Origin of the sequence: Pseudomonas baetica (assembly GCF_051216495.1) — a bacterium.
Taxonomy (GTDB): domain Bacteria; phylum Pseudomonadota; class Gammaproteobacteria; order Pseudomonadales; family Pseudomonadaceae; genus Aquipseudomonas; species Aquipseudomonas baetica_B.
Genome location: NZ_JBPKAM010000015.1, coordinates 67,070 through 81,775 on the forward strand (window position 1 = coordinate 67,070; position 14,706 = coordinate 81,775).

At 59.5% G+C, this 14,706-nt stretch carries 12 protein-coding genes; 3 read left to right on the forward strand and 9 right to left on the reverse strand.

What is annotated here, in order from left to right; all coding sequences use genetic code 11:
• Positions 1 to 8: 8 nt before the first annotated feature.
• The 8 genes from rseP to rpsB all read right to left on the reverse strand — a co-directional run bounded on the left by rseP (position 9) and on the right by rpsB (position 7,479).
• Positions 9 to 1,361, reverse strand: coding sequence for a sigma E protease regulator RseP (gene rseP / locus ACSFE6_RS08360; RefSeq protein ID WP_435427154.1), 1,353 nt, complete (start codon positions 1,359 to 1,361; stop codon positions 9 to 11).
• A gap of 53 nt (positions 1,362 to 1,414) precedes the next feature.
• Complete coding sequence (gene ispC, locus ACSFE6_RS08365) at positions 1,415 to 2,605, reverse strand: 1-deoxy-D-xylulose-5-phosphate reductoisomerase (protein ID WP_435427155.1); 1,191 nt, start codon at positions 2,603 to 2,605, stop codon at positions 1,415 to 1,417.
• Positions 2,602 to 3,408 (reverse strand): phosphatidate cytidylyltransferase, encoded by an 807-nt coding sequence (locus ACSFE6_RS08370; RefSeq protein WP_435427156.1) that lies wholly within the window; start codon positions 3,406 to 3,408, stop codon positions 2,602 to 2,604. Before ACSFE6_RS08370 ends, ispC begins: the two co-directional genes overlap by 4 nt.
• Positions 3,408 to 4,163 (reverse strand): polyprenyl diphosphate synthase, encoded by a 756-nt coding sequence (gene uppS, locus ACSFE6_RS08375; RefSeq protein ID WP_435427157.1) that lies wholly within the window; start codon positions 4,161 to 4,163, stop codon positions 3,408 to 3,410. Before uppS ends, ACSFE6_RS08370 begins: the two co-directional genes overlap by 1 nt.
• Before the next feature lie 13 nt (positions 4,164 to 4,176).
• Positions 4,177 to 4,734 carry a ribosome recycling factor gene (gene frr, locus ACSFE6_RS08380; RefSeq protein WP_008019552.1) on the reverse strand — a complete coding sequence of 186 codons (558 nt, stop codon included), beginning with the start codon at positions 4,732 to 4,734 and terminating at the stop codon, positions 4,177 to 4,179.
• A complete protein-coding gene (gene pyrH, locus ACSFE6_RS08385) occupies positions 4,731 to 5,474 on the reverse strand; it encodes a UMP kinase (RefSeq protein WP_011332683.1) in 744 nt (247 codons plus the stop codon). The genes frr and pyrH overlap by 4 nt, the downstream gene beginning before the upstream one ends.
• 212 nt (positions 5,475 to 5,686) lie before the next feature.
• The gene (tsf, locus tag ACSFE6_RS08390) at positions 5,687 to 6,550 is read right to left on the reverse strand and encodes a translation elongation factor Ts (RefSeq protein WP_435427158.1); all 864 of its coding nucleotides are present in this window, start codon (positions 6,548 to 6,550) and stop codon (positions 5,687 to 5,689) included.
• A gap of 191 nt (positions 6,551 to 6,741) precedes the next feature.
• A complete protein-coding gene (rpsB, locus tag ACSFE6_RS08395; protein ID WP_110966649.1) occupies positions 6,742 to 7,479 on the reverse strand; it encodes a 30S ribosomal protein S2 in 738 nt (245 codons plus the stop codon).
• A 370-nt stretch (positions 7,480 to 7,849) separates the two neighbouring features.
• On the opposite strand from rpsB, the gene map reads away from it, so the two are divergent.
• From map to dapC, 3 genes are all read left to right on the forward strand, one after another.
• The gene (gene map / locus ACSFE6_RS08400; protein ID WP_435427159.1) at positions 7,850 to 8,632 is read left to right on the forward strand and encodes a type I methionyl aminopeptidase; all 783 of its coding nucleotides are present in this window, start codon (positions 7,850 to 7,852) and stop codon (positions 8,630 to 8,632) included.
• Between the two features lie 45 nt (positions 8,633 to 8,677).
• A complete protein-coding gene (locus ACSFE6_RS08405; RefSeq protein WP_435427160.1) occupies positions 8,678 to 11,380 on the forward strand; it encodes a [protein-PII] uridylyltransferase in 2,703 nt (900 codons plus the stop codon).
• Between the two features lie 157 nt (positions 11,381 to 11,537).
• On the forward strand, positions 11,538 to 12,737 hold the full coding sequence (gene dapC, locus ACSFE6_RS08410) for a succinyldiaminopimelate transaminase (RefSeq protein WP_435427161.1): 1,200 nt from the start codon (positions 11,538 to 11,540) through the stop codon (positions 12,735 to 12,737).
• A 124-nt stretch (positions 12,738 to 12,861) separates the two neighbouring features.
• Here the strand turns inward: dapC and ACSFE6_RS08415 are convergent, their stop codons facing one another.
• Positions 12,862 to 14,493 (reverse strand): Na+/H+ antiporter, encoded by a 1,632-nt coding sequence (locus ACSFE6_RS08415; protein WP_435427162.1) that lies wholly within the window; start codon positions 14,491 to 14,493, stop codon positions 12,862 to 12,864.
• Between the last annotated feature and the right edge of the window lie 213 nt (positions 14,494 to 14,706).

A 14,706-nucleotide genomic window follows, 5' to 3' on the forward strand; every position in this document is an offset into this window, starting at 1 on the left:
CAGCGACGTTACAGACGGCCTAGATCATTGATCAGAGCAAGCAGCATCACTCCGACCACCAAACTAATACCGATCTGAATCCCCCAACCTTGCACCCGATCCGACAAGGGACGACCACGCGCCCACTCAATCAGATAAAACAACAAATGCCCCCCATCCAGCACAGGAATGGGCAGCAAATTCAGAACCCCCAAGCTAATACTCAGATAAGCAAGGAAATTCAGGAAATCAGCGACACCCGACTGGGCCGAAGCGCCCGCCACTTTAGCAATGGTTATCGGTCCACTCAAGTTTTTTACCGAGAGCTCGCCGAACAACATTTTCTTCAATGAATCGAGGGTCAGCAGGCTCATGGTCCAGGTACGACGAGCCCCCTCACCAATCGCAGCCACTGGACCGTAGCTGACTTCACGAATCATCTCGGGTGGCCAATCGACCGCCTTCACCCCCGCCCCCAGGTAACCACTTGGTGCCTTTTTCTCGCCGCGCGCCGCCAGCGTGACAGGGACGTCGATTTGAGCACCATCGCGCTCGATCCGCAGCATGATTTTGGTATCAGGACGCATACGGACGGTATCGACCACCTGCTGCCAGTCTTCCAGCGACTGGCCATCCAGCGCCAGCAACCGGTCACCCATCTTCAGGCCGGCGGCCTGCGCCGGGCCTTTCGGATCGAGCTCGGCAAGGATCGGCGGCAATGCCGGACGCCAGGGCCGGATGCCCAACGAGCGAATCGGATCCGGTTCATCGGCCCCCTTGAGCCACTTATCCAGAGCCAGCTCACGCGGCGAGTCAATCGTGGACCCCTGCTCACGAACCAACACCTGCATGGAACCACTTTCCCCAAGGCGACGGACCAATTGCAAATTCACCGCGGCCCAGCCAGATGTCGGCTCGCCGTCGATGGAGATGATTTCCTGCCCTGCGGTCAATCCTGCCTTGGCGGCAATGCTACCGGACTCTACAGCACCAATGACCGGACGCACCTGCTCGCTACCGAGCATGGCCAGCACCCAGAAAAACACAAGCGCCAGCATAAAGTTGGCTACCGGACCGGCCGCCACGATGGCAATGCGCTGACGAACCGATTTGCGATTGAAGGACTGGTCGAGCTGATCTGCAGGCACCTCGCCTTCACGCTCGTCGAGCATTTTCACGTAGCCACCCAGCGGAATGGCAGCTACCACGAACTCGGTACCTTGCTTGTCATGCCAGCGAAGCAGCGGCATCCCGAAGCCCACGGAGAAACGCAGCACCTTGACCCCGCAGCGACGCGCGACCCAGAAATGGCCGAACTCGTGGAAAGTGACCAGCACGCCCAAAGCCACCAGGGTGCCGACAATCATATAGAGCGCGCTCATCTACTTTCTCCGCATTCCTATCAAGTGCTGCATGGGCCAACGCATTGCAACACTTACCGCCCGTGACGACTCAGCCATTGTTCGGCCAGCACACGCGCCTTCGCATCTGCCGTGAACACCGCCTCAAGATCATCCACCGCCACCACTGGCTCGAGATTCAATGTTTCTTCGATGATACTCGCGATTTCCGGGTAACGAACCCGTCCGTCGAGAAACGCTGCCACAGCGACCTCATTCGCCGCATTCAGCATGGCCGGTGCACTATTACCCGCCTCGGCGGCCTGACGCGCGAGGCGCAGGCAAGGGAAACGCTCTTCATCCGGCGCCTGAAAGTCCAGCCGGGCAACGGCAAACAGATCCAGCGGTGGCACACCCGAATCAATTCGCTCAGGCCACGCCAACGCATTGGCGATTGGCGTGCGCATGTCCGGATTACCCAATTGAGCCAGAACTGAACCGTCGATATAGTCGACGAGCGAATGAATCACGCTTTGCGGATGAATCACCACTTCGACCTGGGAAGGCTTGGCATCAAACAGCCAGCAGGCCTCAATCAGTTCAAGCCCTTTGTTCATCATGCTGGCCGAATCGACCGAAATCTTGCGTCCCATGGACCAGTTCGGGTGAGCACAAGCCTGCTCAGGCGTCACATGCGCCAGCTCGGCGATAGGCGTCTGCCGGAACGGACCGCCGGAGGCCGTCAGTAAAATCCGACGCACACCGACCGCGCCGAGACCACGGGAAAAATCCTGTGGCATGCACTGGAAAATCGCGTTGTGCTCACTGTCGATCGGCAGCAACACCGAACCACTTTTATGCACAGCTTGCATGAACAACGCACCAGACATCACCAGTGCTTCTTTGTTGGCCAGCAGAATTTTCTTGCCGGCCTCGACCGCCGCCAACGTCGGACGCAATCCCGCCGCGCCGACAATGGCTGCCATAACTGCGTCGACCTCTGGGTCCGCAGCGACCTGGCACAAGCCTTCCTCACCCACCAGTACCCGGGTCGAAAGCCCCGCCGCACTCAAGTCATCCTGCAGCACCCGAGCAGCGCCGGCTTCAGGCACGACAGCGAACCGAGGGACATGACGCACACACAGCGCCAGCAGCTCGCTCAAACGGGAAAATCCGCTCAATGCGAAAACCTGATAACGCTCGGGATGGCGAGCGATAACATCGAGAGTGCTAAGGCCGATCGAGCCGGTGGCCCCCAGGACGGTAATCTGCTGTGGGCGGCTCATGGTGCAGCCATCCACAGCAGCACCGCAAACACAGGAATCGCCGCCGTCAGGCTATCGATCCGATCCAGCACACCACCGTGACCAGGCAAGAGGTTGCTACTGTCCTTGATACCGGACTGTCGCTTGAACATGCTTTCGGTGAGATCACCCACGACAGAGATAAACACGATCACGGCCGCACCGATCAAGCCCTTGAACAGCTCTGCCACCGTCCAGTCCCGTACAAAACCGACAATAACGGTGATGACCAGACTCAGAACCAAACCACCGTAGACACCCTCCCAACTCTTGCCAGGGCTGACCTGTGGTGCCAGCTTGCGCTTGCCGAAAGCCCGACCGGAGAAGTAGGCGCCGATATCGGCCCCCCAGACCAGCACCATTACAGCCATGATCAGCCAGTTACCCAGCGGATACTGCTTGATCTGCACCAGACCTTGCCAGGCCGGCAGCAGGATCAACAGACCGATCAGCAGTTTGCAGGCCGCACTGGCCCAATGCTCGCTGGAGCGCGGATACGTCAGCACCAGCCAGGTCGCAACTCCCCACCAGATGACCGAAGCCCCCAACACCCAAGGTGCGAGGCCTGGCAGGATATGCATGACAAACAGCATCAACGCGACAACTGCGGCATACGCCACACGCATCGGCTGGGCGGTGAAGCCCGCCAGACGCGCCCACTCCCACGCTCCCAGGGTCACGACCAGCCCGATGAACAGCGCAAAAGCCGAACCCTCGAGCAGGAAAAACCCGCATAGGGCAATCGGCAACAGGATCAGCGCAGTGATGATTCGTTGTTTAAGCATTAAACCCGGGCTCCAGCCTCGACCTGCTCGCTCGTTTTACCGAAACGACGCTGGCGGGATGCGAAATCGGCCAGCGCGTTACGCATGGCGTCGTGTTTGAAGTCCGGCCAGAACAGGTCGGAGAAGTACAACTCGGCGTATGCCAGCTGCCACAGCAGGAAATTACTGATGCGATGCTCGCCACCGGTCCGGATACACAGGTCGGGCAGCGGCAGATCACCGGTCGCCAGGCAGGTTTGCAGCAGGTCTGGCGTGATGTCTTCCGGACGCAGGTGCCCGGCCTGAACTTCCCGCGCCAGCCGCTGGGCAGCCTGCGCGATATCCCACTGACCGCCGTAGTTGGCGGCGATCTGCAGCACGAATCGGTTGGCGCCGGCCGTCATCGCCTCGGCTTCGCGCATGGCGGCCTGAAGCTCCGGATGAAAACGCGAACGATCGCCAATGATGCGTAAACTGATGTTGTTGTCATTCAGGCGCTTGGCCTCGCGACGCAGCGCCTTGAAGAACAGGTCCATCAAGGCACTGACCTCATCGGCCGGACGCTGCCAGTTTTCACTGGAGAACGCGAACAGGGTCAAGACTTCGACCCCGGCTTCGGCACACACCTCGATAACCGCGCGAACTGCGTCCACACCCGCTTTATGCCCGGCGACACCTGGCATAAAGCGTTTTTTCGCCCAGCGATTATTACCATCCATGATGATCGCGACATGGCGCGGCACCACGGACGGCGCAGTCTGCTTGGTCTTGTCCATTAACACGCGACCCTTATACGGCCATCAGGTCTTTTTCTTTCTCTGCCAGCTTCGCGTCGATTTCAGCCACGAACTTCTTGGTCAGGTCATCGATTTCACCAGTGGCACGACGCTCTTCGTCTTCACTGATTTCTTTTTCCTTGACCAGGTCTTTCAGCGAGCTGTTGGCATCGCGACGGATGTTACGCACGGCAACGCGGGCGTCTTCAGCCACATCACGGGCCTGTTTGGTGAAACCGCGACGGGTTTCTTCGGTCAGGGCCGGCATGGAAATCAGCAGCAACTCACCCAGGTTAGTCGGGTTCAGGTTCAGACCTGCACTGCCGATCGCCTTGTCGACGGCGCCCAGCATGTTGCGTTCGAACGCAACGACTTGCAGGGTACGGGCGTCCTTGACGGTGATGTTGGCCACTTGCTTGATCGGAGTGTCTGCGCCGTAGTAAGGCACCATCACGCCTTCCAGGATGCTTGGGTGCGCCTGGCCGGTACGGATGCGACCGAAGTTGTGCGAAAGGGATTCCACAGACTTCTGCATGCGCTCTTTAGCGTCTTTCTTGATTTCGTTGATCATTGTTGGACTTCCTCGATCAGGGTTCCTTCAGCGCCGCCATGCACGATGTTCAGCAGGGCGCCGGGCTTGTTCATGTTAAATACGCGCAATGGCATCTTGTGGTCGCGGCACAAGCAAATGGCCGTCAGATCCATCACGCCCAGCTTGCGATCCAGCACTTCATCGTAGGTCAGATGATCGAACTTCTCGGCATGCGGGTCTTTGAACGGGTCAGCGGTGTAGACACCATCGACCTTGGTTGCCTTGAGCACGACATCGGCATCGATTTCGATCGCACGCAGGCAGGCAGCCGAATCCGTGGTGAAGAACGGGTTACCGGTACCGGCGGCGAAAATTACCACGTCCTTGGAGTTCAAGTGGCGCATGGCTTTGCGGCGATCATAGTGATCGGTCACGCCAACCATGGAAATGGCCGACATCACGATGGCCGAGATATTGGCACGTTCCAGCGCATCGCGCATGGCCAGGGCGTTCATCACGGTAGCCAGCATGCCCATGTGGTCACCGGTAACCCGATCCATGCCGGCCTTGCTCAGTGCTTCGCCGCGGAACAGGTTGCCGCCGCCAATCACCAGACCGACCTGGACGCCGATGCCGACCAGTTGCCCTACTTCCAGGGCCATGCGATCCAGAACTTTCGGATCGATCCCGAACTCTTCCGAGCCCATCAGGGCCTCGCCGCTAAGTTTGAGTAGAATGCGTTTATAGCGAGCCTGATAACCACTGCCCTGCTGAGCCATTGCGAATCTCTCCTGCGGCGTATATTAAAAAATTCTTTGCGAGCTGTTTACAGCTGGCGCTCACTCTAGCGTGGCGCTGCTTCAGCGCCATCGGAACATGGCTTTGTAAGCCAGTTCCAAACGGAAACCAAATAAAAAATTGGTGCCCCATCTGAAAAGAGGCTGCGCGCGTGAGCGGGCAGCCTCTTCAGGGCGACAGTTAAAAAACCGTCTTATTGCTTGGCAGCAGCCAGCTGAGCAGCAACTTCTTCAGCGAAGTTGTCTACTGGCTTCTCGATGCCTTCGCCTACTTTGAAGTAGGTGAAGGAAACGATTTCAGCACCGGCTTTCTTGGCCAGCTCGCCGACTTTGACTTCCGGGTTCATGACGAAGGCTTGCTCAACCAGGGAAGCTTCGGCCAGGAACTTCGAGATACGGCCTTTGACCATGTTCTCGACGATGTTCTCAGGCTTGCCTTTGATCTTCTCTTCGTTCAGCTGCAGGAAAACAGCCTTCTCGCGCTCGATGGCCTCGGCGGAAACCTGCGATGGCAGCAGGAATTCAGGGTTGCTTGCTGCCACGTGCATGGCGATTTCTTTGGCCAGCTGGACGTCACCGCCCTTCAGGACCACAGCAACACCGATCTTGTTACCGTGCAGGTAGGTGCCGACAACGTCGCCCTCTACGCGCACCAGGCGACGGATGTTGACGTTTTCGCCAACTTTGGCCACCAGGGCTTCACGAGCCGATTCCTGAGCGGCGATCAGCGGAGCTGCGTCGGTCAGTTTGTCGGCGAAGGCTTTTTCTACGCTGGCAGTAACGAAGTTCTTGAAGTCGTCTTGCAGGGCCAGGAAGTCGGTCTGCGAGTTAACTTCCAGCAGCACGGCTGCCTTGTCGTCAGCCTTGATGGCGATAGCGCCTTCAGCGGCAACGTTGCCAGCTTTCTTGGCAGCCTTGATGGCGCCCGAAGCACGCATGTCATCAATGGCTTTCTCGATGTCGCCGCCGGCCTTGGTCAAGGCCTTTTTGCAGTCCATCATGCCTTCGCCGGTACGCTCGCGCAGTTCTTTGACCAACGCTGCAGTAATCTCTGCCATTTCAAAATTCCTCTTGGATAGGTTATCAACCATTCCACCCGATCGAACGGGCGTTCAATTCTTCCCCGAACCACCCTTGTTAGCTGCCGCACGTTACAGATAGGCAAGCGGGCGCCGACAAATGGTTTTCGAGGTGGCAAAAAGGGGGCCAAGCCCCCTTTTTGCTTACTGAGTCAACGCCAGGGCGTCAATTACTCAGCTGCAGCTGCCGGAGCTTCTTCAACGAACACTTCGGTGCCGCCAGCAACGTTGTTGCGACCACGGATAACAGCGTCAGCCATCGAACCCATGTACAGCTCGATAGCGCGGATGGCGTCATCGTTACCTGGGATGATGTAGTCAACGCCTTCCGGGCTGCTGTTGGTATCGACTACGCCGATGACCGGGATGCCCAGCTTGTTGGCTTCGGTGATCGCGATGCGCTCGTGATCAACGTCGATAACGAACAGAGCGTCTGGCAGACCGCCCATGTCCTTGATACCACCCAGGGAACGATCCAGCTTTTCCAGGTCACGAGTGCGCATCAGCGCTTCTTTCTTGGTCAGCTTGGCGAAAGTACCGTCTTCGGCTTGTACTTCAAGGTCACGCAGACGCTTGATGGAAGCACGGATGGTTTTGAAGTTGGTCAGCATGCCGCCCAACCAGCGGTGATCGACGTACGGCGAACCGCAACGTGCTGCTTGCTCAGCAACGATCTTGCCAGCGGAACGCTTGGTGCCGACGAACAGAATCTTGTTTTTGCCCTGGGCCAGACGCTCTACGAAAGTCAGAGCTTCGTTGAACATTGGCAGGGTTTTTTCAAGGTTGATGATGTGGATCTTGTTACGCGCGCCGAAAATGTATTTACCCATTTTCGGGTTCCAGTAACGGGTCTGGTGACCGAAGTGCACACCGGCCTTCAGCATATCGCGCATGTTGACTTGGGACATGATAGTTCCTTAATAAGTCGGGTTTGGCCTCCACGTATCCCAATGACCAACCAGCAGCATCAGCTGAAGGCACCCAGGTCATCGTGTCGACACGTGTGTGGATTTAAGCTTTTCGGGACATCCCCGGAAAGCGGCGCATTTTATACCACAGGGCAGGAAAAAACGGAACCCGGATTCTGAAATCCTGCCGGCAGGGTATTCCAGCCCTTGGAATCCGCGAAGATTGCACCATCCTATATAGAGAAGCGATGCACAGAGGCGCGGATTTGCGCTGTTCGTCTGTTAGAATCACGTTTTTCAGGGCGGCGAAGTTCGTTCACGCAATGCCCATTCCGTTTGTGAAGCGCCGTCGAGCGCAGAGAGAGCCTGTATGACCGTCACCCTCAAAACTCCCGAGGACATCGCTAAAATGCGCATCGCCGGCAAACTGGCCGCCGATGTGCTGGAAATGATTGCCGAACATGTCAAACCGGGCGTTACCACCGAACAGCTGAACCAGATCTGCCACGACTATATCGTCAACGAGCAGAAAGCCATCCCTGCCCCGCTCAATTACAAGGGCTACCCGAAGTCGATTTGCACGTCGATCAACCACGTGGTCTGCCACGGCATCCCGAACGACAAGCCGCTGAAGGACGGAGATACCCTCAACATCGACGTCACCGTCATCAAGGACGGTTACCACGGCGACACCAGCCGCATGTTCCACGTCGGCAGTGTGCCAGTCTGGGCCGAACGCCTGTCGCAAGTGACCCAGGAATGCATGTACAAGGCGATTGAAATCGTCAAGCCCGGCTGCCGCTTGGGCGACATTGGTGAAATCATCCAGAAGCACGCCGAAAAGAACGGTTTCTCGGTGGTTCGCGAGTTCTGCGGCCACGGTATCGGCAAGGTCTTCCACGAAGAACCGCAGATCCTGCACTACGGTCGCGCCGGCACCGGCATGGAACTGAAGGCCGGCATGACCTTCACCATCGAGCCGATGATCAACCAGGGCCGTGCCGAGACCAAGGTGCTGGGCGACGGCTGGACCGCCATCACCAAGGACCGCAAGCTGTCGGCACAGTGGGAACACACCCTGCTGGTCACCGAAACCGGTTACGAGATCTTCACCCTGCGCAGCGATGACACCATCCCTCGCATTTCGGCCTGATCCGCTGCGAACTGCTCTCAGTCATATAGATAGGAAAGCCAATCGATGCCGCAGGTGGATCCCGAACTCTTCGACCGCGGCCAGTTCCAGGCTGAACTGGCGCTGAAGGCTAGCCCGATCGCGGCTTTCAAGAAGGCGATCCGCCAGGCTCGCGAAGTGCTCGACACGCGCTTTCGCAATGGCCGGGACATACGGCGATTGATCGAAGATCGCGCCTGGTTCATCGACAATATCCTGCAAAAGGCCTGGGACCAGTTCAACTGGAGCGAAGACGCCGATATCGCGCTGGTTGCGGTGGGTGGCTACGGTCGCGGGGAGCTGCACCCCTACTCCGACATCGATCTGCTGATCCTGCTGGACAGCGCCGACCATGAAGTTTTCCGCGACTCCATAGAGCGTTTTCTGACGCTGTTGTGGGACATCGGCCTGGAAGTCGGTCAGAGCGTTCGCTCCGTCGAGGAATGCGCGGTCGAGGCCCGGGCGGACCTGACGGTGGTGACCAACCTGATGGAAAGTCGCACCATCACCGGCCCGGAGCACCTGCGCCAGCGCATGCTGGATGTCACCAGCACAGCGCACATGTGGCCGAGCAAGGACTTCTTCCTGGCCAAACGCGCCGAACAGAAGGCTCGCCACCACAAGTACAACGACACCGAATACAACCTGGAACCGAACGTCAAAGGCTCACCGGGTGGCCTGCGGGATATCCAGACGATTTTGTGGGTAGCCCGTCGCGAGTACGGCACACTGAACCTGCGGGCCCTGGCGGGCGAAGGGTTCCTGGTAGAGAGCGAAAACGCCCTGTTGGCCTCCTCCCAGGAGTTCCTGTGGAAAGTGCGCTATGCCCTTCACATGCTGGCCGGTCGCGCCGAAGACCGCTTGTTGTTCGACCACCAGCGCACCATTGCCAAGCTGCTGGGATTCGAAGGCGACGACGCCAAGCAGGCCGTCGAAAACTTCATGCAACAGTATTACCGGGTGGTGATGAGCATTGCCCAACTCAGCGACCTGATCATCCAGCACTTCGAAGAAGTCATCCTCGCTCCGGAAGATGAAGCGCAACCGCAACCGATCAACTCGCGATTCCAGCTGCACGACGGCTACATCGAGGCACGTAGCGACAATGTGTTCCGTCGCACCCCGTTCGCCATGCTGGAAATCTTCGTGCTGATGGCCCAACAGCCGGAAATCAAGGGCGTACGCGCCGATACCATTCGTCTGCTGCGGGAAAACCGCCACCTGATCGACGACGATTTCCGCAACGACATCCGCAACACCAGCCTGTTCATCGAATTGTTCAAGTGCAAGATCGGCATCCACCGCAACCTGCGCCGGATGAACCGCTACGGCATCCTCGGGCGATATCTGCCGGAATTCGGCTTTATCGTCGGGCAGATGCAGCACGACTTGTTTCATATTTATACGGTCGATGCGCACACGCTCAATTTGATCAAGCACCTGCGCAAACTGCAGTACACCCAGGTGTCGGAAAAATTTCCGCTGGCCAGCAAGACCATGGGCAAGCTGCCCAAACCCGAATTGATCTACCTGGCCGGCCTGTACCATGACATTGGCAAGGGGCGGCATGGCGATCACTCGGAAATTGGTGCCGTGGACGCTGAAGCATTTTGCCAGCGCCACCAGCTCCCCGCGTGGGACAGCCGCCTGATCGTCTGGCTGGTGCAAAACCACCTGTTGATGTCGACCACCGCCCAGCGCAAGGATCTGTCCGACCCGCAGGTCATCCACGATTTCGCGCACACCATTGGCGACGAAACCCACCTCGACTACCTGTACGTGCTGACCGTCGCCGACATCAACGCCACCAACCCGACGTTGTGGAACTCCTGGCGTGCCAGCCTGCTGCGCCAGCTGTACACCGAGACCAAGCGCGCGCTGCGTCGCGGCCTGGAAAACCCGGTAGACCGTGAAGAGCAGATCCGCCAGACCCAAAGCGCCGCCCTGGACATCCTGGTGCGTGGCGGCACCGACCCGGACGATGTCGAACAGTTGTGGGCGCAACTGGGCGATGACTATTTCCTGCGCCACACCGCTGGCGATGTCGCCTGGCACACCGACGCGATCCTCCAGCAGCCGGCCGACGGCGGACCGCTGGTGTTGATCAAGGAAACCACGCAACGAGAATTCGAAGGCGGCACACAAATCTTCATCTATGCGCCGGACCAGCACGATTTCTTTGCCGTGACCGTGGCCGCGATGGACCAGCTCAACCTGAACATCCATGACGCACGGGTCATCACCTCCAGCAGCCAGTTCACCCTCGACACCTACATTGTGCTCGACACCGACGGCGACTCGATTGGCGATAACCCGGCACGGGTCAAACAGATCCGCGACGGCCTGACCGAGGCCCTGCGCAACCCGGATGACTACCCGACAATCATCCAGCGCCGGGTGCCGCGCCAGCTCAAGCATTTCGCCTTCGCTCCGCAGGTGACGATCCACAACGACGCACAGCGCCCCGTGACCGTGCTGGAACTGACAGCGCCTGACCGCCCCGGCCTGCTGGCGCGGGTCGGCACGATTTTCCTGGAGTTCGACCTGTCGCTGCAGAACGCCAAGATCGCCACCCTGGGCGAGCGCGTGGAAGACGTGTTCTTCATCACCGACGCCAACAACCAGCCGCTGTCCGATCCGTTGCTGTGCAGCCGCTTGCAGGATGCGATCGTCGAGCAACTGACCGTCAATCAGGAACCCGATATCAAACTGTCGCGCATTAGCATCTGAATCAACAACGGTCCGCCCTTTGTAGGAGCGAGCTTGCTCGCGATGGTCGTCAACGATAACGCTGGCAGCCTGACACCCCGTGGTGTTCAATCGTCCATCGCGAGCAAGCTCGCTCCTACAGGGGCCAGCACCGCCCCACACCGAACGAGATTTATCGATGAACAACGCTTTGTCCCAGCTCCAGCCCTACCCGTTCGAGAAACTTCGCGCCCTGCTCGGCAGTGTCACGCCTAATCCAGACAAGCGTCCTATCGCGTTGTCCATCGGCGAGCCGAAACACCGTTCGCCCACCTTCGTCGCCGAAGCGCTCTCCAGCAACCTCGAAAAGATGGCGGTGTACCCGACCACCCTCGGTATTCCAGAGCTGCGTGAAGCCATTGCTACCTGGTGTGAACGTCGCTTTAACGTTCCGCACGGCTGGATCGACCCGGCACGCAACGTGCTGCCGGTCAACGGCACCCGCGAAGCACTGTTCGCCTTCACCCAGACCGTGGTTAATCGTGGTGATGATGCCCTGGTGGTCAGCCCGAACCCGTTCTATCAGATCTACGAAGGCGCCGCGTTCCTCGCTGGCGCCAAGCCGCACTACTTGCCGTGCCTGGACGAGAACGGCTTCAACCCGGATTTCGATGCGGTGTCGCCGGAAATCTGGAAGCGCTGCCAGATCCTGTTCCTGTGCTCTCCAGGCAATCCAACCGGTGCATTGATCCCGGCCGAGACGCTGAAAAAGCTAATCGCCCTGGCCGACGAACATGATTTCGTGATTGCCGCGGACGAGTGTTACAGCGAACTGTACTTCGACGAGCAAACCCCGCCTCCGGGCCTGCTCAGCGCCTGTGCGGAACTGGGTCGCAAAGACTTCAAGCGCTGCGTGGTGTTCCACAGCCTGTCCAAGCGCTCGAACCTGCCGGGCCTGCGCTCCGGGTTCGTCGCCGGCGATGCGGACATTCTCAAAGGCTTCCTGCTCTATCGCACCTACCACGGCTGCGCGATGCCGGTTCAGACGCAACTGGCCAGCGTTGCCGCCTGGAATGACGAAGTGCACGTGCGCGCCAACCGTGCGCTGTATCGTGAGAAATTCGACGCCGTTCTGGAAATCCTCAGCCCGGTGCTGGACGTGCAACGCCCCGACGGCAGCTTCTACCTGTGGCCGAATGTGGCCGGTGACGACGCCGCCTTCTGCCGCGATCTGTTCGAGCAGGAGCACGTAACCGTGGTTCCGGGCTCCTACCTGTCGCGCGACGTGGACGGCGTCAATCCGGGTGCCGGACGCGTACGTATGGCCCTGGTTGCACCGCTGGCAGAATGCGTCGAAGCGGCGGAGCGGATTCGCGACTTCATTCAGCGTCGTAAATAACCCCACCCTCCCTCTGTAGGAGCGAGCACGCTCGCGATGGTCGTCAACGATGACACGGGCAGCCTGACGCCCCGCGGTGTTCCGTAGTCCATCGCGAGCATGCTCGCTCCTACAGGGGGCCGGGTTATTTCACTTGACCGAGTTTCGCCTCGCTCAAATCCAGCTCCCCCAGGACTTCACGCAACACGTCGTCACCGATCCGGTGCTGACGACTGAGGCTGTACAACTCCAGGCGCTGCGCCCGCAGCGCCTTCAATCGCAGGCGCCGCTCCAGCAAGTCCATTTGAAACGCCAGGGCCTGGGCTTCCGCAGAGTCGTTAAACACCTCCAGTTGATGGCGATACTCGGACATGATCCGCGCCTTGAGTTCCACCGCCAGCGCAGCCTCGGTGGCGTCCTGGGGATTGACCTCCTCGGTTTCCAGCGAATGAATGGCCGCTTCGGCCGTCTTGCGCCAGGCGTCGCGTACTTCGTTGCGGCGCTTGTCATCCGGGCTTTTATCGATACCGCGCAGCAGCAACGGCAAGGCAATACACGCTGCGATCAACGACATCAGAATCACCCCGGCGGCGATGAAGATCAGCAGGTCGCGCTCGGGAAAGGGATTGTCTCCCATGAATATCGGCACCGACATCACGCCCGCCAGGGTCACCGCGCCTCGCACACCGCCGACGGTCAGCAGCCAGCAAGAACGTGCACTCGGTACCCGGGTGATTTCATCCTTGCCGCGCCAACGCCGCAGGGCAATGGATAGCCGCCAGGTGCTTTGCACCCAGACAAACCGCAACACCAACAACACCAGGAAAATCGCCACCACGTCGAAGCCGCGATACAGCAGTGTCGGCCACAACGAAGGTTCATGGCTGGCCACGGCTTTGATGATGTCCGGTAATTGCAGGCCCAGCAGCAGGAAAATCAGGCCGTTGAAGGCAAACTCCAGCAACGACCAGACACTGCGATTGAGCAGGCGAGTGTTGGTCTGGCGCGGCAGCAGATCGAGCCAGCTTTGCATCATCCCCGCCGCCACCGCCGACAGGATGCCCGACGCTCCCACACGCTCGGCTAACACGTAAGCGGCAAATGGCAGCAACAACATGAACACAACGTGGGTGGCCGGGTCATCCCAGCCACGGGCGATCATCCATGCGCGCAAGCGCCCGACCAGCCAGCTCAATGCCACACCGATGGCCAGGCCACCGACGGCCACCAAGATAAAGGTGACGCTGGCGTTGGCCAGCGAAAACACGCCAGTCACCGCCGCCGCCAGGGCAAACTTGAACGTCACCAGGCCCGAGGCATCGTTCATCAGGGCCTCGCCTTGCAGCATGTGCATCAACGGCGTCGGCAAGCGGTTCTGCGAGATGGCCGAAACCGCCACGGCATCGGTGGGCGACAGTACTGCGGCCAATGCAAACGCCACCGGCAAAGGGATGCTCGGCAACAACCAGTGAATGAAATAACCGGCACCGACCACGGTAAACAGCACCAACCCCACCGCGAGTGTCAGGATGGGCCCGCGCAAGCGCCAGAATTCACGTTTGGGCATGCGCCAGCCATCGGAAAACAACAGCGGAGGCAGGAATAGAAACAGAAACAACTCGGGGTCCAGCGCCACATGCAATCCCAGCGTCGGCCAGGCGAGCAAGGCACCTGCGGCGATTTGCACCAACGGCAGCGGCAGTGGGATCACCCGTCCGATCAGGCGCGAAACGCCGACCAACATGAGCATGATCAGGACGGTATAAGCGGTTTGCATAAAGCGGGATTCCCGGCAATCGACAGCACTGAGGCGTCATATTAGTCGCTTAGACTGCCGATGGCCCTTGCACCTATGTCGCACTCAATCTCTGTGGGAGCGGGGGGGGGGGGGGGGGGGGGGGGGGGGGGGGGGGGGGGGGGGGGGGGGGGGAGGGGGGGGGGGGGGGGGGGGGGGGGGGGGGGGGGGGGGGGGGGGGGGGGGGGGGGGGGG